The organism is Phycicoccus sp. Soil803 (assembly GCF_001429685.1).
Classification (GTDB): Bacteria; Actinomycetota; Actinomycetes; order Actinomycetales; family Dermatophilaceae; genus Pedococcus.
This window is the reverse complement of the sequence record NZ_LMST01000001.1, coordinates 1,404,214-1,420,582: the sequence shown is the minus strand read 5'-3', so window position 1 is coordinate 1,420,582 and position 16,369 is coordinate 1,404,214. Positions and strand designations below refer to the sequence as shown.

Annotated in this window: 15 protein-coding genes; 1 reads left to right on the top strand and 14 read right to left on the bottom strand. The window is 71.9% G+C overall.

The window, feature by feature from the left end:
* Window positions 1-208 precede the first annotated feature (208 nt).
* From ASG95_RS06540 to ASG95_RS06525, 4 genes are all read right to left on the bottom strand, one after another.
* Window positions 209-1,522, bottom strand: coding sequence for a RimK family alpha-L-glutamate ligase (locus ASG95_RS06540; protein WP_057376938.1), 1,314 nt, complete (start codon window positions 1,520-1,522; stop codon window positions 209-211).
* Between the two features lie 67 nt (window positions 1,523-1,589).
* Entirely contained in the window at window positions 1,590-2,582 is a 993-nt protein-coding gene (locus tag ASG95_RS06535) for a tetratricopeptide repeat protein (RefSeq protein ID WP_057376937.1), read from the bottom strand.
* Between the two features lie 15 nt (window positions 2,583-2,597).
* On the bottom strand, window positions 2,598-3,587 hold the full coding sequence (locus ASG95_RS06530; RefSeq protein ID WP_057376936.1) for a hypothetical protein: 990 nt from the start codon (window positions 3,585-3,587) through the stop codon (window positions 2,598-2,600).
* Entirely contained in the window at window positions 3,584-4,342 is a 759-nt protein-coding gene (locus ASG95_RS06525; RefSeq protein WP_057376935.1) for a hypothetical protein, read from the bottom strand. Before ASG95_RS06525 ends, ASG95_RS06530 begins: the two co-directional genes overlap by 4 nt.
* 161 nt (window positions 4,343-4,503) lie before the next feature.
* Between ASG95_RS06525 and ASG95_RS06520 the strand changes: the two genes are divergently transcribed.
* Window positions 4,504-5,145 (top strand): TetR/AcrR family transcriptional regulator, encoded by a 642-nt coding sequence (locus ASG95_RS06520; RefSeq protein WP_082593081.1) that lies wholly within the window; start codon window positions 4,504-4,506, stop codon window positions 5,143-5,145.
* Between the two features lie 44 nt (window positions 5,146-5,189).
* Here the strand turns inward: ASG95_RS06520 and ASG95_RS06515 are convergent, their stop codons facing one another.
* The 10 genes from ASG95_RS06515 to ASG95_RS06475 form a co-directional block, all read right to left on the bottom strand.
* The gene (locus ASG95_RS06515; RefSeq protein WP_057376933.1) at window positions 5,190-6,929 is read right to left on the bottom strand and encodes a methylmalonyl-CoA mutase; all 1,740 of its coding nucleotides are present in this window, start codon (window positions 6,927-6,929) and stop codon (window positions 5,190-5,192) included.
* A 195-nt stretch (window positions 6,930-7,124) separates the two neighbouring features.
* On the bottom strand, window positions 7,125-7,640 hold the full coding sequence (locus ASG95_RS06510; RefSeq protein WP_056922771.1) for a MarR family winged helix-turn-helix transcriptional regulator: 516 nt from the start codon (window positions 7,638-7,640) through the stop codon (window positions 7,125-7,127).
* A gap of 10 nt (window positions 7,641-7,650) precedes the next feature.
* Window positions 7,651-8,361, bottom strand: a complete 711-nt coding sequence (locus ASG95_RS06505) for an ABC transporter ATP-binding protein (protein ID WP_235543505.1) — start codon at window positions 8,359-8,361, stop codon at window positions 7,651-7,653.
* Window positions 8,354-9,232 (bottom strand): ABC transporter ATP-binding protein, encoded by an 879-nt coding sequence (locus tag ASG95_RS06500; RefSeq protein ID WP_235543494.1) that lies wholly within the window; start codon window positions 9,230-9,232, stop codon window positions 8,354-8,356. The genes ASG95_RS06505 and ASG95_RS06500 overlap by 8 nt, the downstream gene beginning before the upstream one ends.
* Window positions 9,229-12,348 carry an FtsX-like permease family protein gene (locus ASG95_RS06495; RefSeq protein WP_057376932.1) on the bottom strand — a complete coding sequence of 1,040 codons (3,120 nt, stop codon included), beginning with the start codon at window positions 12,346-12,348 and terminating at the stop codon, window positions 9,229-9,231. The genes ASG95_RS06500 and ASG95_RS06495 overlap by 4 nt, the downstream gene beginning before the upstream one ends.
* A gap of 150 nt (window positions 12,349-12,498) precedes the next feature.
* On the bottom strand, window positions 12,499-12,807 hold the full coding sequence (locus tag ASG95_RS06490) for a thiamine-binding protein (protein WP_057376931.1): 309 nt from the start codon (window positions 12,805-12,807) through the stop codon (window positions 12,499-12,501).
* A gap of 74 nt (window positions 12,808-12,881) precedes the next feature.
* Window positions 12,882-13,943 (bottom strand): GNAT family N-acetyltransferase, encoded by a 1,062-nt coding sequence (locus ASG95_RS06485; RefSeq protein WP_082592390.1) that lies wholly within the window; start codon window positions 13,941-13,943, stop codon window positions 12,882-12,884.
* Window positions 13,944-13,985: 42 nt separating this feature from the next.
* Window positions 13,986-14,132, bottom strand: a complete 147-nt coding sequence (locus ASG95_RS20750; protein ID WP_200961880.1) for a hypothetical protein — start codon at window positions 14,130-14,132, stop codon at window positions 13,986-13,988.
* Window positions 14,133-14,225: 93 nt separating this feature from the next.
* Window positions 14,226-14,663 carry a DUF4265 domain-containing protein gene (locus ASG95_RS06480; RefSeq protein ID WP_057376930.1) on the bottom strand — a complete coding sequence of 146 codons (438 nt, stop codon included), beginning with the start codon at window positions 14,661-14,663 and terminating at the stop codon, window positions 14,226-14,228.
* A 14-nt stretch (window positions 14,664-14,677) separates the two neighbouring features.
* On the bottom strand, window positions 14,678-16,366 hold the full coding sequence (locus tag ASG95_RS06475) for an FAD-dependent oxidoreductase (protein WP_057376929.1): 1,689 nt from the start codon (window positions 16,364-16,366) through the stop codon (window positions 14,678-14,680).
* Window positions 16,367-16,369: the final 3 nt, after the last annotated feature.

The window sequence follows — 16,369 nt, the reverse complement described above, 5'->3', positions numbered from 1 at the left end:
CCACCCTCGACCAGCTGCGCGGCCTGCGCCGTCCCCGGCTGATGCAGCCGGAGGCTCGCCGACACCAGATCGAGCAGGAGTGTCGGGCCTGTTGAGGTCCACCTCCGCGCCTGACCGTGCACGACCCGCCTGACCCGAACGGGCCCCGCCAGCTGGCGGGGCCCGTTCGTGCGTCTGGGCTCAGTCGATGATGCTCAGTCGACGAAGCTCAGTCGGTGGTGACAGCCGGCGCGGGGCCGCTCACGACGGTCTCGTCCACCGCCGAGCTGCCGGAGCCGAGCCGGGACTGCTCGTCCTTGACCCACATGCGGGTCAGCCCACCGAAGTGCCCCTCGAACTTGTCCCACTCGTGCTTCGGGTAGGTCGTTTGGATGGTCTCGCTGAGCAGGCTGCGGAAGTCGTCGGAGTCGACCCACTCCAGCACCATCTCGTCGATGTGCGGCAGCGCCGCGTCGCAGAACTCGCGGTAGCGGTCGGTGTCGAAGTGCGCGTCGGCGAGCCCCTGGTAGGCGGACAGCTTGCCGCCGTAGTCGAGGTCGGCGTCGTCGGCCACGCTGAACCACGGGTCGGTGTCGACCTGGGTGCGCGCCTTGCGTCCCGTGGCCACGCAGAACACCGACCACTTGATCAGGGCCTTCATCGCCCACGGGAAGTAGTAGTGCAGCGAGGTGACCGCCACGTCGGGGCAGGCGTTGGCGTAGTCGATCGGGTAGACCACCCCGTCCTTGACGAGCATCTCGCAGGAGTTGAACTCCCAGCGGAAGAACGCGTTGACGGTCTGCGCGATGGTGACCGCCTCGGTCCCGACGCCCTCGGACAGGAAGCCGTGCTGCACGGCATACCGGTTGTGCATGGGCTCATCCGGCTGGAACTTCATCACCATGGTCTCGGGCCCGATGGTCAGCGCCCGCGCGAACACCTCGAAGTCCTTCACCGAGGCCTGCAGGTGCATGAGCATCTCGCCGGAGTCGTCGTAGGCACTGTGCAGGTCGTCGACGTTCTTGACCTGGGACACCCCGCGCCAGCCGCCACCGTCGAACGGCTTCATGAACAGCGGGTAGCCGATCTCCTCGGCGATCTGGTCGAGGTCGAAGGACTTGTTGTAGCGCTCGGCGGTGTAGGCCCACCGGACGTTGTCGATCGGGTTCTTGTAGGGCACCAGGACGGTCTCGGGGACGTGCATGCCGAGCCGCAGCAGCGCGCAGTACGCGGAGTGCTTCTCCATGGACTGGAAGGTGAACGGGCTGTTGAGCAGGTAGACGTCGTCCATCAGCGCGACCTTCTTGAGCCACTCGCGCGGGTGGTAGTACCAGTAGGCCAACCGGTCGATGACCAGGTCGTGCCGTGGTTTGTCGCGCAGGTTGAACGGCTCGATGGTCACGCGCTCGGTGTTGACCTGGTGGCTCGCGCCGTCGGGTCCGGTCAGGACGCCGAGCCTGGCCGCGAGGGTCTCGAACGCGCGCGGCCAGTCACCCTCCGCGCCCAGCAACAGTCCGATGAGGTGTTCCTGAGTCTTCGCCATGCGACCCATCCTGTCGGCTCAGGAGTCCGGCCGCGACCCCTCGGGGCCCGCTCGCTGCCCGGGTGGGTCAGAACAGGGCGCTCATCAGCGCGGTCCGCGCCTTGCGCACGCGCTCGTCGTGCGAGCCGACCACGGCGAACAGCTGCAGCAGGTGGTTCCGGGCCGCTTCGCGCTCGTCACCGGAGGTCGCTCGCACGAGGTCGATGAGGCGCAGGAACGCGTCCTCCACGTGCCCACCGAGCACGTCGAGGTCGGCGACGAGTCCCTGTGCAGCGACGTCCGTGGGGCGGTCCGCTGCGGCGGCGCGGGCTTGCTGCAGGTCGGCACCTTCGGTGCGCTGCATCAGGCCCACCTGGGCCAGGCCCAGCTCGGCGTCGGAGTCCGTGGGGTTCTGCTTGAGCGCCTGCTGGTATGCCGCGGCGGCAGCGTCGAGGTCGCCGCGCTCGATGGCGTCGTAGGCCTCCTGGTGCAGGGGCGGGAGCGGCTGCTCGACCGCCTCACCATCGGCCGTCGGCGCGGCGGCGGCGATCTCCACCCGGCCGGTCACGCCGTGTTGCACGGCCAGGGCGAGGAACTCGTCGAGCACCGGCCGCAGCGCCGACTCCGGCTGGAGGCCGGCGAACATCGGGACCGGCTGGCCCTGGATCAGCCCCATCGTCATCGGGACGCTCTGCACCTGGAAGGCGCGCAGGAGCGTGGGGTTCTGCTCGACGTCGATGCTGACGACCTGGAAGCGGCCGTCGTACGTCCCGGCCACCGCCACCACGGTGTCGAGGTAGTCGCGCGACTCGGGGATCTGGGCAGCCCACAGGACGAGCAGCATCGGCACGCCCACCGAGGCGTTCGCGATCTCCTGGAAGGTGGCGTCGCTGCCCTCCACGACGACCCCGCTGCGGCCGGGGACCCCGCCGGACGACGGTCCCGCGGCAGCACCCGGGGCAGCAGGAGCCGAGCCGCCCGCTGGGCCGGCCGGCTGGCCTCCCGACGGGGGCTGGTTGCGCAGGGCGGTCAGGTCAACGGCGCCACGCAGGCCACCGGAGGTCAACGGCTGGTCACTCATGGCGGTGATTCTCCCTCACGAGCCCTTGGCCGAGAACAGCACCTCGTCCGCGGCGACGACACTGGCCTTGCCCTCGGCGGGCACGGTGAAGACGACGGTCTCGTAGGTCCGCAGCGTGGCGCTCTTCGTGAGCGTCTTCTTGCGCACCAGGCGCTGGAAGTCGGTGCTCGGCGTGAGCGACTTCCCGCCCTTGCCCAAGGTGATCGTGTCGGTGCGCTCGACCAGCCCGAAGACCAGCGCTCCCCCGCCCCGCAGCGCGATGGCGACGGTGCTCTGCGGCTCCACGGTGTGGACCTGCTTGAGGGAGGCGAGCTTCCCGAACGCCTTGGCCTGCTCCGCCGCGTGGGCGCGGACGGCCGCGGAGAACGGGTCGGCGGGGTCGATGTCCTTGGCAGCGGCGGGCTTCGGGTAGGCGAGGCTCGCGGCATACTCCGTCATCAGCGCGGCGGGCTGCACGGGGAGGGTGCTGCCCGTGGTCACCACTGGCGACCCGGCGTTGAGCGAGTCGAGGGCGGCGACGCTCGCCCCCGGTTGCATGGGTGCGGCAACGCTGAGCCGGAACGGCGTCCTGGCGTCCGGCGAGACGAGCAGGTTGAGCACGGCCCCGCCGTCGGCGGTCGCGGTCTGCACCAGGATGAGCCGCGGCCAGGCCGTGCCGCGGGAGACCGCGAGGACCTTCGGCGGCTCGGTGCGGGTGAGCGGGGTCGGGGCGGCGGCCGCACCGGACTCGAGCCGGCTGGCAGCGTTGGCGACCGCGAGGGCGCTGCCGGTGAGCGCCTCGGTGCGCAGCTTCTGGGCATCGGCGGGCTTGGCTGCCGCGGCCTCGGCCGCCTTCGCGAGGACCCGGGCAGCGATGGCCTGGGCCGTGTCGGGGGAGATCGGTGCGGTGGTCGTCACCTGGGCGGGGGCGTCGTGCACCCCGGCCAAGCCGGTGCCGACACCGCACCCGGCGAGGGCGAGGCTGAGGGCGGCCACGGCAGCCAGCTGAGTGGTGCTGCGGCTCATGCGGTCACCTCCGGGGTCGGTGCGTCGGTGCTCGTGGGGGTCTCGGCCTGCTTCGCCGCGTCGGGCTGCTTCGCCGCGTCGGGCTGCTTCGCCGCGTCGGCCTGCTTCGCCGCGTCGGCCTGCTTCGGTGGCGCGTCGGTCTGGCGCCGGCGCCGAGGTCGGGTCTGCCAGAGGGTGGCCACTCCGGTGACCGCCGCGAGCAGTCCGACCAGCGTCACGAGCAGCGCCTGGAAGAACCACGTGCGCCGCTCGACCGTGACGGTCAGGGAGGTCAGGTCGACGGGGCTGCCGTCCGGTGCAGCGATGACGATGGACTCCGGGGCGCCGGTCTGCTCGACGCTGAGGTGCACCCGGCCCGGTCCGGTCGCGGTCTGGCGCCAGACGTCTGCACCGGCGAGGTCGGGGGCGGGCCCGGCCCCGGCCCGCGATGCGACGAGGCTCCAGTCCCGGAGGTGGGCACCGGTGACCGACGTGCGGTCGGCGCCACCCACGATCGCGTCGGCGTCGGCGGGGGTGGTCCGCCCCATCCAGATCGTCGTTCCGGGTGCGGCGACCGCCGTCACGGTGGCCGGTGCGTCGACCCGGTTGAGCACGGACGGCTCCACGACGACCAGGGCCCCGTGGGCAGGGGTGCTGCGCAGCGTGGCGCTGCCGGACGAACCGAGGTGCACGGTGAGCCAGGCACCGAGGGACACGAGCACGAGTCCGATCACCGTCAGCGCCGCGGACAGCACGCGCTTGGCGACCATCGACACAGTAGAAATCCTTACGTGAGCGGGCCGGCCAACGGGGGTTCCCCGCAGCCGGCATTCACACCACCATGACTCAGTCTCCCCCACGACGACAAATCCCCGACCCCGTCCTCACCCCCGGAAGCACCGCGTGGTCCACGGGTTCGGTGGCATGATCACGCGTGATGACCACACGCCCACGGCAGGACCGAAGTCGCCGCCCGGGACGCCCCCGTGAGGAGGCCACCGAGCAGGCGATCACCGCAGCAGCACGCCAGGTGCTCGCGGACAAGGGCGTGGCCCGGATGTCCATGGAGCACGTCGCCGCCAAGGCGGGTGTGGCGAAGAGCACGCTCTACCGGCGCTGGCCGTCGAAGATAGAGCTCGCGGTGCACGCGGTCGCCGCCACCTTCGACGAGATCGAGATCGAGGACCACGGTTCGCTGGAGGCCGACATGCGTGCGGGCATCGGCGAGGCGGCCCGCCTGCTGCGCGACCCCTCCACCGGCGGTGCGTATGCCGCGTTGCTGGCCGAGTCGGCCCGTGACCCCGAGGGCGTCGGCCAGCGCGTCCGCGCGTCGCTGTCGACGCGCCTGCACGCGCTGGTCGCGCTCTCGGTCGAACGCGCCATCGAGCGGGGCGAGATCCGCCGCGACATGATCGACGTCGACCTGCTCGCGGACGTGGTGGTCGGGTCGGTGATGCACCGGGCGCTGGCCACCGGCGAGCCCGACGAGGCGTTCGTCGACGGGCTCATCGCCCTGCTGGCCGATGTCGCCTACGCCCGACTCCGCCGCGAGCAGCGTGAGGTCGGCGAGGCCGGCTAGCGCTGCTGACAACGCCGGCCGGCCACGCGGCATACCTCTGGTCTCTAGAAGCGGGCGGGCTCGCGGTAGACGCCCCACTCGTCGCGCAGCGCGTCGCAGATCTCGCCCAGCGTGGCCTCGGCGCGGACCGCGTCGAGCATGGCGGGCACCATGTTGTCGTCGGTGCGGGCGACCTCGACCATGTGTCGCACGGCGGCGCGCACGGCGTCCTCGTTGCGGTCGGTCTTGCGGGTCTTGAGGGTGGCGACCTGCTCGCGCTCGACCTCGTGGCTGACCCGCAGGATCTCCAGCTCGTGGGTCACGGAGGCGGTGTGGCAGTTGACGCCGACGACCTTCTTGTCACCCTTCTCCAGCGACACCTGGTACTGGAAGGCCGCCTCGGCGATCTCGGACATGAACCAGCCGTCCTCGATGCCGCGGAGGATGCCGGAGGTCATCGGGCCGACGGCGTGGTCGACCCCGCCCTCGGAGTTGAGCGGCTTGCCGAGCTCGCCCATCGCCCGGATCTTGTCGAAGATCGCCTCGGCCTCGGCCTCGATCTTGTCGGTGAGCGCCTCGACGTAGTAGCTGCCGCCGAGCGGGTCCGCGACGTTGACGACGCCGGTCTCCTCCATGATCACCTGCTGGGTGCGCAGCGCGATCTCGGCCGCCTGCTCGCTGGGGAGGGCCAGCGTCTCGTCGAGGGCGTTGGTGTGCAACGAGTTCGTGCCGCCGAGCACCGCCGCGAGCGCCTCGACGGCGGTGCGGACGACGTTGTTGTACGGCTGCTGCGCGGTGAGCGAGACCCCGGCCGTCTGGGTGTGGAACCGCAGCCACTGGGCCTTGTCGGTCTTGGCGCCGTAGACGTCGCGGAGCCAGCGCGCCCAGATCCGGCGGGCGGCGCGGAACTTGGCGATCTCCTCGAAGAAGTCGAGGTGGCTGTCGAAGAAGAACGACAGGCCGGGCGCGAAGGTCTCGATGTCGAGACCGCGGGACAGCCCGAGCTCGACGTAGCCGAAGCCGTCGGCGAGGGTGAACGCGAGCTCCTGCGCGGCCGTCGAGCCGGCCTCGCGGATGTGGTAGCCGGAGACCGACAGCGGCTTGTAGGCCGGGATGTTCTCGGCGCAGTACTCCATCAGGTCGCCGATCAGGCGCAGGTGCGGCTCGGGGGCGAACAGCCACTCCTTCTGCGCGATGTACTCCTTGAAGATGTCGGTCTGCAGCGTCCCGTTGAGGACCCCGAGGTCGACGCCCTGGCGCTCGGCGGCGACGAGGTACATGCAGAACACCGGGACCGCCGGGCCACTGATCGTCATCGACGTGGTGATGTCCTCGAGCGGCAGCCCGTCGAAGAGCACCTCCATGTCCTTGGCCGAGTCGATCGCCACCCCGCAGTGACCGACCTCGCCGAGGCTCATCGGGTCGTCGGAGTCGCGCCCCATCAGCGTGGGCATGTCGAACGCGACCGAGAGGCCGCCGCCCCCGCGCTCGAGGATCATCTTGTAGCGCTCGTTGGTCTGCACCGCGTTGCCGAAGCCGGCGAACTGGCGGATCGTCCAGGTGCGGCCGCGGTAGCCGGTCGGGTAGAGACCACGGGTGAAGGGGTACTCCCCCGGCCACCCGATCCGCTCGGGCACCTCGGAGCCGTCGGCCGGCCCGTAGACCGGCTCGACCTCCATCTGCGACAGCGTGGTGAAGTCGGCGTCCCGCACCTGTCCCTTGGCCTGGGCCGCGTCGTAGCGGGCCTGCCAGCGGGCGGCGCCGTCGCTCGTCGCGGGGGTGGTGGGTGCGGGGTTCTCGGCCATGCGCGCCAATTTACTAGGACGTCCTAGTAAATGTCCAAGCCGCCCGCGGCCGACACCGCGCTTTCACAGCTTTATCGGGTCTAGGGACAAGGTTGACCTTCACCCCGGTTCGGAAGCCGGGTGAAGGTCAACGTTCCTGCTAGACCCGATAAAGCTGGGACGGGTGGTGCGGGCGAGGTATGCCGCGGGGCTGGGTCAGGCGTCGAAGTCACTGGCTCCGAGCCGCACCTTGCGCAGCAGGTCGAAGAGCTGCTCGTGCTCGGCCGCGGACAGCATCCCCAGGCCGAACTTGCGCTGTACGAGGTCGGCCGTCGCGGCCTCCATCGCGTCGCGACCCGCAGGCGTGATGATCGCCAGGGTGCCGCGTCCGTCATCGGGGTTGGGGACCCGCTCGACGAAGCCCTGGGCGTCGAGCCGCTGGACGATGTTCGTGGCGCTCGTCGGGTGGACCATCAGGCGCTGCCCGATCTTGCTCATGCCGAGCCGGCCGTCCCGGCTGAACGCGAGGAGCACCAGCGCCTCGTAGCGGGCGAAGGTGAGGCCGTGTCGCCCGACGATCGCGTCGTAGTCGGTGATCAGCAGCTGCTGGACCCGCATGATCGACGTGGCGCTGGCCATCGCCAGGGGTTGCGAGGTGCGCCCCCACCGGCGGGTCCAGAGCTGCGCCGCACGCGTGATGGGGTCGAACGGCAGGCGGATCGGCTTCGGCACGCGCAGCAGGCTAGCCCTGGGGGGTGCGGATCGTCTCGAGCTGTCCATCATCGAGACGGACCTCGCCGTCGGCCTCCTCGGCCGCTTCGGGGTCGTGCGTCGCCATGATGACGATGGCGCCGCGGCGCGCCGCGGCCCGCAGGAGGGCGAGGACCCGCTCGCGGTTGTCGTGGTCGAGCTCGGAGGTGGGCTCGTCGGCGAGCAGGACGTGGCCGCGCAGGGCCAGGCCGCGGGCGACCGCGACCCGCTGCTGCTGGCCGCCGCTCAGCTCCTCGGCCAGGTGGCTGCCGGACTCGTGCAGACCCACCGACGCCAGGGCGGACTGCGCCCGGCGCTGGGCGTGGTCCGGCCGCACCCCGCGGGCCAGCAGGGGCAGGGCGACGTTCTCCTGGGCGGAGAGAAGGACGGCCAGCGCGCTGCCCTGCGGGATCACCTCGATCCCCAGCCGGGCCGCCTGCGCGCGGTCCCGCACGTCGTCGTCGCCGAGGCGCACCACGCCGTCGAACCCGACGGCGCCACCGATGGCCCACAGAAGCGAGGACTTGCCGGCGCCGCTGTGGCCGGTGACGGCGATGAACTCACCCGGGTAGGCATCGAAGCTCGCCTCGGACACCGCGACCGTCGAGCCGTAGCGGACGGTCACGCCATCGACGCGCAGCGGCGGCGACTCGACGTCCTCGAGCAGCTCCGGGCCGTCGGCCCAGCTGGTCCGGTCACCCACCGGTCTCACCCCTCCCCTGCGGGATCAGCGTCCAGACCCCATCGACCTCCGCGACCCGCACCAGCGCACCGGGCGGGAACGCATCCACCGCCGCAGGCGGGAGGGGCAGGGACCCGTCGGCCGACACCACGGCATACGCCTCGCCGGACCGGCCCTCGCCACCGACGCGGCCGTCGCGGATGGTGACCGTGCGCGGCAGTCGCGCGGCCACCTCGGGGTCGTGGGTGACGACGACGACGGTGGTCCCCCACTCCCGGTTGACCCGGTGCAAGGTGTCGAGCACGAGGTCGCGCGATGAGTGGTGCAGCTGGGAGGTGGGTTCGTCGCCGAGCAGGAGACCCGGCCGGCTGGCCAGGGCGACCGCGAGCGCCGCGAGCTGGAGCTGCCCCGGCGGCAGCGAGTCGAGGGGCGCGGTGGCCGCGTGGTCGAGCCCCACGAGCTCCAGCACCTCTCCGGGAGGCGGCACCTCGCGGCCGGCCCGGCGAGCGGACCGCTGCGCGAACTCGACGTTCTGGCGGGCGGTCAGGTAGGGCAACAGGTTGCGCGCGGCGCCCTGGAGGACCAGTCCCACCTCGGCGGCCCGGAACCGGTCGAGGTCGGCCTCGGTCATCGTCGAGAGCTCGTGCTCACCCACGAGCACCCGCCCTGCGCTCGGTCGCATGAGGCCGCCGAACAAGGTGAGCAGGGTCGACTTGCCGGCGCCGGACGGACCGAGCAGGCCGACCACCTCACCGGGGTGGACGGTGAGGTCGACCCCGGACAGGGCGGCCACGTCGTGGCCCTCGGCGCGGTAGATGTGGACCAGGCCGCGGGTGCTCACCCGCAGCCCGCCGGCGCGCGTCGTCGTCGTCACAAGGCCGTCGGTGCTCACAGTGACTCCCTGATCCGGCGCAAGGTGATCCGTCGGCCGGCACCGACCGCGGCCAGCCAGCCGACGGCGACGAGCACGAGGGCGGCCCCGACGGCCGAGCCGACGATGGCCGGGACGTCCGGCGCCAGCTCCAGCGCGGGCACCGGGTCGGCGGCGCTGTCGAACAGCGGCACCAGCGGCATGGCCACCCACGAGCTGACCGCCCCGCAGACGACGCCGACGACCGTGCCGACGAGGACCAGCACGACCTGCTCGCGCACGAGCGACCGACGCAGCTCCTTGAGCGGCACGCCCGACATGTGGAGCGCGGCGAGGTCACGGGCCACCACGCGCCATCCGGTCACGGTCATGACCAGGACGACGAGGGCGGCCAGCAGCACACCCATCCCGCCGGTGAAGACGGCCAGGCGCAGCCCCCACGCGGAGGCCGACTCGTCGAGGCGGTCCTTGGCGGCGGCCGTGCTGTGCCGGGCGAGCACCCCGACGCCCTGGGCCTGCAGCTGCGTGGCCACGGAGTCGGCCTCGGCCGGGTCGGCGACCCACACCGAGAGGGTGCCGGCGTCGGGGAGGCGACCGCCGAGGCGGGCCAGCGTCTCGTAGTCCACGAGGACGCCCTGGCTGCCCAGGACGGGAAGGGTGTCGACGGTCTGCTGCGCTGCGGCGACCATCGGCGCACCGTTGAGGCCGATGGCGTCGAACCCCTGTGCGGTGCCGCCCGGCGGGACCGGTCCGGCGAGCAGTCCGGGCACGACAGCCGGCACATCGGCGTGTGACAGCGCGACCGCGAACCCGGTGCTGTTCAGCTCGAGCGCCAGCGTGTCGGCCCCCGCGGGCACTTGTTCGAGCTTGTCGCTGGTGCTGGTCGGCGGGGCGACGAAGGGGTTCCACTGGTTCGGGGCGGAGATGCCGAGCGACTTCCCGTCGATGCCGAGCCCGGTGATGCTCAGCGTGCCGCTCACCTGGCTGACCTGCTCGTCGGTCTTCCGGAACTCCAGGCCGTCGAGCCGGCAACCGTCGGGGCAGAGGAGCAGCCCGTTGAGCTCGGCAGATCCCTTGCCGCGCAACGGGATCTGCGCGATGAGCCTGGTCAGTCTCTGGCCGGTTGGACTGGTCACCGAGACCCGCAGCTCGTTCGGCTCCTCGGAGCCGGGGCCGATCGTGGGCGACACCGGGGCGCCGGACTGCCCGGCCGGTCGGGGCGTCGAGTCGTCCCCGGGGATGGTGAGGTCCCACGCGAGCCGGCCGGTCACCCTGCTGCCGGAGAGCTGCACGGGCGGGATGTCGGGAGGGGCGAGCGCCCCGAGCCGGTAGGGCTCACCCGGAGGGGCGAAGGAGGTCTCCTCGAAGTCCTTCGTGACGACCGCCATCGTGGCGGTCGAGCTCCGGTCGGTCTGCCGCACGATCGCGACGGGGCTGGCCAGGGTGCCGGTCGGGTCGATGGTGCGGACGGTGGCGAGCAGGCTGGTCGGGTTGTGGCTGTCGGTGTCGATCACCGCCGGGGCACCGGTCTGGACCTCTGCCCGGGCCTGCCAGTTGCGGTCACCCACGACGAGGGCGTTCGCCGCGAAGACGGTGAGGGCCACCGCGACGCTGACCACCGTGACGACCTTGCGCAAGGTGGGTCGACGCTCCAGCCCGAAGGCGGTGAGGGCCGGCCCGATCCGCCCGCGGCGCAGGTTCGCGCGTCCGCTGGCCCCGGCGACCGGGACCGCCAGCCGCGAGGCGACCAGCCCTGCAGCCAGCGCGACGAGGGTGGGGGTCACGAGCGCGAGCGGGCCTTCGAGCGAACCGGTCGCGAGCCCGATCAGGCCGAACACGGCGAGCGCCACGGCCAGGATGTCAACGATCCCGAAGGCCCGCGCGCGTTCCCTCGACACTCGGCGCAGGAGCGCCGACACGGTGAGCCGCTGGACCGGCCGCGCGGCCAGCCAGATGGCCATTGCACACACGACGGCAGAGGCAGCCAGCGCGACCACGGAGTACCAGGGCACCTCGAAGGGAACACCGTCAGGGAGGAGGAACCACCGCACCAGCGTCGTCAGCAGCAGCGCGAGGCCGAAGCCGATCGGCAGGCCGATCGCCACGGTCGCGGCCAGCTCGCCCATGACGATGCGCCCGGCGCCCTCACGGCTGCGGCCGCGGAGCCTGGCCAGCGCCACCTCCGGTCGGCGCTGTTCCACGGCGGCCTGCGCTACCAGTAGCAGGATGGCGGCGGCGAGCAGACCGAGCTGGGCCATGAGCAACGGCACGATGACCCGCAGCTGGTGCTGGCCGACCCTGATGCCGTCGATGATCGTCGGCAGCTGGGTCTCGACGAGCGCGCCGTCGATGCCCTCGCCGGCCGACCGGTCGCCGCCCTTGGCCGCGAGCACGTCCGAGATCTGCTGCAGGTTGCCGAGCGTGAACAGGTCGCGCTTGAGGGGAAACGTCAGGGTCGACTGCGCCACGCTCCAGTCGCGGGTGAAGGTGGCCTCGGTGGTGACGAAGTCGTCGATGCCCGGCACCTGCTCCAGGCCCACGGTGATGAGCGTGCCCGACTTGCCGTCCAGCTGGGTGCGTTGCCAGTACGCCGCGTCGGGGACCACCTCGTAGGCGCCGACGACCTTCAGGGTCGCGGTGGGTCGCTCGGTCTGGCTGATGCTCGGCACCGGCGTCGTGAGCTTGGTGCCGACCGGCCACTTCCAGGCCGCCAGGTCCTTGGCCGACACGAGGATCTCCCCCGCAGCGCGCGGGCAGGTCCCCGTGGTGATCTTCAGGTGCTGGCACACCTGGTCGCGAGCGACGAGGTCACCCGGCGACGGCTTCAGCCCGGCCCTCGGCACGATGTTGATCGAGTCGGCCAGCTGCCCGACCGGGGCGCCGTAGAGGACGCGCACCGACCCCGGCACGTTGCCGCTGAGGGCGGAGGGCCCGAACACCGGGTTGGCAGTGCCGCGGCCCGCGCGCACCACGAGCGCGGTGTCGGCGACGCTGGCCGAGCTGATGCTGGAGCGCAGCAGCGACTGCTCGAGGGCCCGCTGGTAGAGCGGTGCGAAGACGGCGCAGGTGGCGACCAGCGCAGCGAGCAGGACGAGCACGACCGCCTGGGCCCGGCGATATCTGATCGCAGCCCACATGCCGTCAGTGCCTCCGTGTGTCCGGCGGAAGAAACCCCCACGGGCCGTCCCGTACCCGCTCGACCCTAAGGCGGATTCGTCCGGGAGCGGGCCACATTCCGGCAACGATTCACGGTCCCGGACCTACGACGGCACAGGTGTTGCGGCGGGCTACTCCTGCGCGTCGATGGCTGCCTCCAGGCGGTCGAGCTTGGCGGTGAGCTCACCGGCATACCCGTCGCGGATGTCGGCCTTGAGCACCAGGCTGACGCGCGGACCGAACCGGGCCACGGCGTCGACGGCGCCCTTCACGACGGCCATCACCTCGTCCCACTCCCCCTCGACCTCGGTGAACATCGACGAGGTGCGGTGTGGCAGCCCCGACTCGCGCACGACGGTGACGGCGGCGGCGACCGCCTCACTGACCGAACCGGTGGAGTCGGCGGGCATGGACGGGGCGACGGAGAAGGCGACGAGCATGAGCCCACCGTATGCCGCGTGCCTGAGCCCCGTCGCACCCCCCGGTGCGACGGGGCCCGGCCCCCGGTCTCGGCTCAGCCGTCGAGGTGGCGCTGGTAGGCCAGCAGGGCCTCGACGCGACGGAAGCCGAGCTCGACGTTGACGCCGACCATGTGGGCGTTCTGCTCGGCGTTGCAGGTCTGCACCCGCTTCGCCTCGGGAGCCACCTCGGCCAGGCCCTGCAGGCCGCGCGCCTTGACCGCCATGCCGAGCCGGTGGCCCCGGTGGTCCTTGCGGACGAGGGTGCCCCACTGCATGACCTCGTCGGGGTCGTCGGCCGACACGACCAGGTCGTTGTAGGCCACGACCTCGCCCGAGGGTGCGATCGCCACGGTGTGCAGCATCGTGCGGCCCTGGGCCTGCAGCCGACCCAGCTCCTCGAGATAGGTCTCCGGGCTGAGCGCCTCCTCCTCGAAGTCGACCTCGCCGGTCGGGGCGTCGACAGCCAGCTGGTTCCAGCACTCGCAGTAGGACGCCTGCAGCTCCTCCGGGAGCGAGCCGCGGTGGAACTCGATGCGGTACCCCTCGTGGTGCGCTGCCGCCCCGGCGGCGAGCTCGGTCAGCCGACCCGGGTCGAGCGGCAGGTCGAGGATGCGGCGGATCTCGGTGTTGGCGTAGGTGAAGCCGTGTCGCTCGGCGAACCGCGCATGGGGGTGGCCCTCGCGGGCGTCGTCGGGCACGTTGGTCTCGACGAGGACCGTCCGGCGTCCCTCTTCGCGGGTCCGCTCGATCATCCGCTCGATCAGGGCACTGCCGGCTCCCCGGTGGCGCAGCTCGGGATCGACGTCGAGCTCGGCCCAGGTGAACTGGGTGTTGTCGAGCAGCGGGAACCACAGCAGCGCGAGGCCCGCGACGCGACCGTCCACCAGCGCGACGATCGGCTCGAGACGCTCGACCGTGCTCTCCGACCGGAGCTGGACGGTCATCTCGCGCAGGGACCACGTCTTGCCCCACGGGCGCTGGTACTTCTTGGAGGCGTTGCTCGCCTCGTGGGCCGCCGCGACCTCCGCGTCGTCGTGGATGTCGAGCGGGCGGACGACGACGCCGTGCGCCACGTCGTCGCGCAGGGTCACGGGTGAGTCCGTCGTCGTCTCCATACCCCGAGTGTCCGACCTGGACCGGTCCCGCGACAACGGGTTTTAGCCAGCGGCGACGGGGTGGCCGTGGTGGGTGGCCCACTCGTGGTCGAGCACGGCCATCACGATCGAGTCGACCCACTCGCCGTCGAGGCGCAGCGCGTCGCGCCGGACCCCTTCGCGCACGAAGCCGGTGGTTTCGTCCGGCACGTCCGCAGCCCCGGCGCTGGCGCAGCACCACGAGATCGCCGGTGAGGGTGGGCTTCTCGGCGAACGTGGTCGTGGCCTCGAAAGACCTCTCGCTCACTCCGTGGCGCCCACGGGAACGCCGATGTCGTAGTCCCACCGTCCCGCCGACCGGCCGGCCTCGAGAACCCGGTCGAGCGCGTCGGGGTCCACGTCCGCGGGCACGTCGACGGCGACCAACCCGTGCTCGGTGCCCTGGGCCGCGCACCCGATGGCCTCCAGCTCGGCGACGACCTCCTCGAAGGTCGTCTCGGCGAACGGCACCACCCTGACCGTCCCGTGCCCGGACGCCAGCAGCACCGAGGTGACCCACCACCGGTCGTCGTCCTCGGTCTGGACCACCGACACGATGTCGTCCACCGCGATGCCGTTGGTGAAGACGGGCACGCCGACCACCGTGCAGGCACCGTCGTGGCGCAGCTCGACGTCGAGCTCCTCGCTGTCGAACGGCGGGTAGCCGTCCTCGTCCTGCTCGAGCGACACGTAGGCGTGCATGGGGACCTTTCGGGTCAGGGGGCGAGGTAGGCGTGGACCAGGGCGACCGTCGCGGCGCCCTCACCGCTGGCGGAGGCGACCCGCTTCATCGAGCCGGCCCGCAGGTCCCCGGCCGCGAAGATGCCGGGCACCGTGGTCTCGAGGGCGGCGGGCGGGCGGCCGTCGGACCAGTGCTCCATCGGCACCTCCCGTCCGGTGTAGACGAAGCCACGGTCGTCGCGGACGACCTCCGTGGGCAGCCAGTCGCCGCAGGGGTCGGCCCCGAGCAGCAGGAAGAGCCCGCCCGCGTCGACGCGCTCCGAGCCGTCCGGCCCCCTGAGCTGGAGCCACTGGAGCGACGAGTCACCTCCGCCGCCGACGACCTGCGTGGAGGTCCGGACGCTGATTCGGGACGTCGAGGCGATCTCACGGATCAGGTAGTCCGACATGGTCGCCGCGAGGTCGGGGCGACGCACGCAGAGGGTGACGCTCGCGGCATACCGGGCGAGGTAGACCGCCGCCTGTCCCGCGGAGTTGCCACCGCCGACGACGAAAGCGTCGCGCCCCTCCATCTCGCGGGCCGCACTGGTCGCGGCGCCGTAGTAGACGCCGAGGCCGACCAGCTCTTCGAGCGAGTCGATGCCGAGGCGCCGGTAGGTCACGCCGGTGGCGACCAGCACGGCTCGCGCCTGCAGCTCACCACCCTCGGTGCGCACCACGTGGGGGTCGCCCGGCCCTACTCCGGGGACGATGCCCTCGGCGGCGACCCCGGTGTAGATCCGCGCTCCGAACCGGGTCGCCTGGAAGCGCGCCCGCTGGGCCAGCCGCATGCCGGAGATCCCGCGGGGGAAGCCGAGGTAGTTGCGGATCATCGAGCTGGTCCCGGCCTGTCCCCCCACGGCGTCGGACTCGATGACGACGGTGTCGAGGCCCTCGGACGCGCCGTAGACCGCGGCGGCGAGGCCGGCCGGTCCGGAGCCGATGACGACGAGGTCGATCAGGTCGTCGGCGTCCATCGTCTGGGGCGAGCCGTAGACAGCGCGCGCCACCATGCGGGCGGTCGCGCCTTCGATGACCTGGTTGATCACCCCGGACGCCACGACGGGGAACGCCGGGGAGGCGCCGCTCTGCACCGACGGCAGCTCGGACAGCACCCGTCGGCCGACCTCGCTGTCAGGTGAGTAGACCCGGTGCGGGAGGCCCATCCGGTCGAGGAAGTCCCGGATGCGGGCGACCTCGGCCCGCGACCCACCCTCGATGATCTGCACGCCCTCGACCTCGGGGGTCGAGGCGGTCCAGCCCCAGTCGGAGAGGTACTCGGTGACGGCGGTGTGGAACTCCTCGTCGCGGGGTCCTTGCGGAATCAGCAGGTAGGTGTCGATCCGCCCGCGCCCCAACGCTTCCCGGAGCTTGGCCAGCGAGAGGTTGTAGTCGCCCCGGGTGGTGAGGCAGATCCGTCGGGCGGCCGGCAGCAGGGTGTGCAGCTCGTCGAGCAGGTCGAGCCCCACCTCCACACCCGGCAGGGTCCACCCGACCCCGAGCAACGCCACGGGCTGCTGGTCCTCGAGCGCCTGGCGCACCAGCTCGCGCCCACCGGCCGCATCGTCGGCGCACAGGATGTCGTAATCCCTTGCGTAGCGCCCGAACTCGCTGTCTACCACGGGGATGTGTTCGGCCGCGACGACGAGGACGATCGCCGGACGAACGCGAGCCGGGGTGGTCATGGC

Coding starts and splice junctions, on each gene's coding strand:
- ASG95_RS06490 (WP_057376931.1), bottom strand. CDS start 12,807: ATGCTCGTCGCCTTCTCCGTCGCCCCGTCCATGCCCGCCGACTCCACC.
- ASG95_RS06480 (WP_057376930.1), bottom strand. CDS start 14,663: ATGCACGCCTACGTGTCGCTCGAGCAGGACGAGGACGGCTACCCGCCG.
- ASG95_RS06520 (WP_082593081.1), top strand. CDS start 4,504: ATGACCACACGCCCACGGCAGGACCGAAGTCGCCGCCCGGGACGCCCC.
- ASG95_RS06530 (WP_057376936.1), bottom strand. CDS start 3,587: ATGAGCCGCAGCACCACTCAGCTGGCTGCCGTGGCCGCCCTCAGCCTC.
- ASG95_RS06515 (WP_057376933.1), bottom strand. CDS start 6,929: ATGGCCGAGAACCCCGCACCCACCACCCCCGCGACGAGCGACGGCGCC.
- ASG95_RS06485 (WP_082592390.1), bottom strand. CDS start 13,943: ATGGAGACGACGACGGACTCACCCGTGACCCTGCGCGACGACGTGGCG.
- ASG95_RS06535 (WP_057376937.1), bottom strand. CDS start 2,582: ATGAGTGACCAGCCGTTGACCTCCGGTGGCCTGCGTGGCGCCGTTGAC.
- ASG95_RS06495 (WP_057376932.1), bottom strand. CDS start 12,348: ATGTGGGCTGCGATCAGATATCGCCGGGCCCAGGCGGTCGTGCTCGTC.
- ASG95_RS06475 (WP_057376929.1), bottom strand. CDS start 16,366: ATGACCACCCCGGCTCGCGTTCGTCCGGCGATCGTCCTCGTCGTCGCG.
- ASG95_RS06540 (WP_057376938.1), bottom strand. CDS start 1,522: ATGGCGAAGACTCAGGAACACCTCATCGGACTGTTGCTGGGCGCGGAG.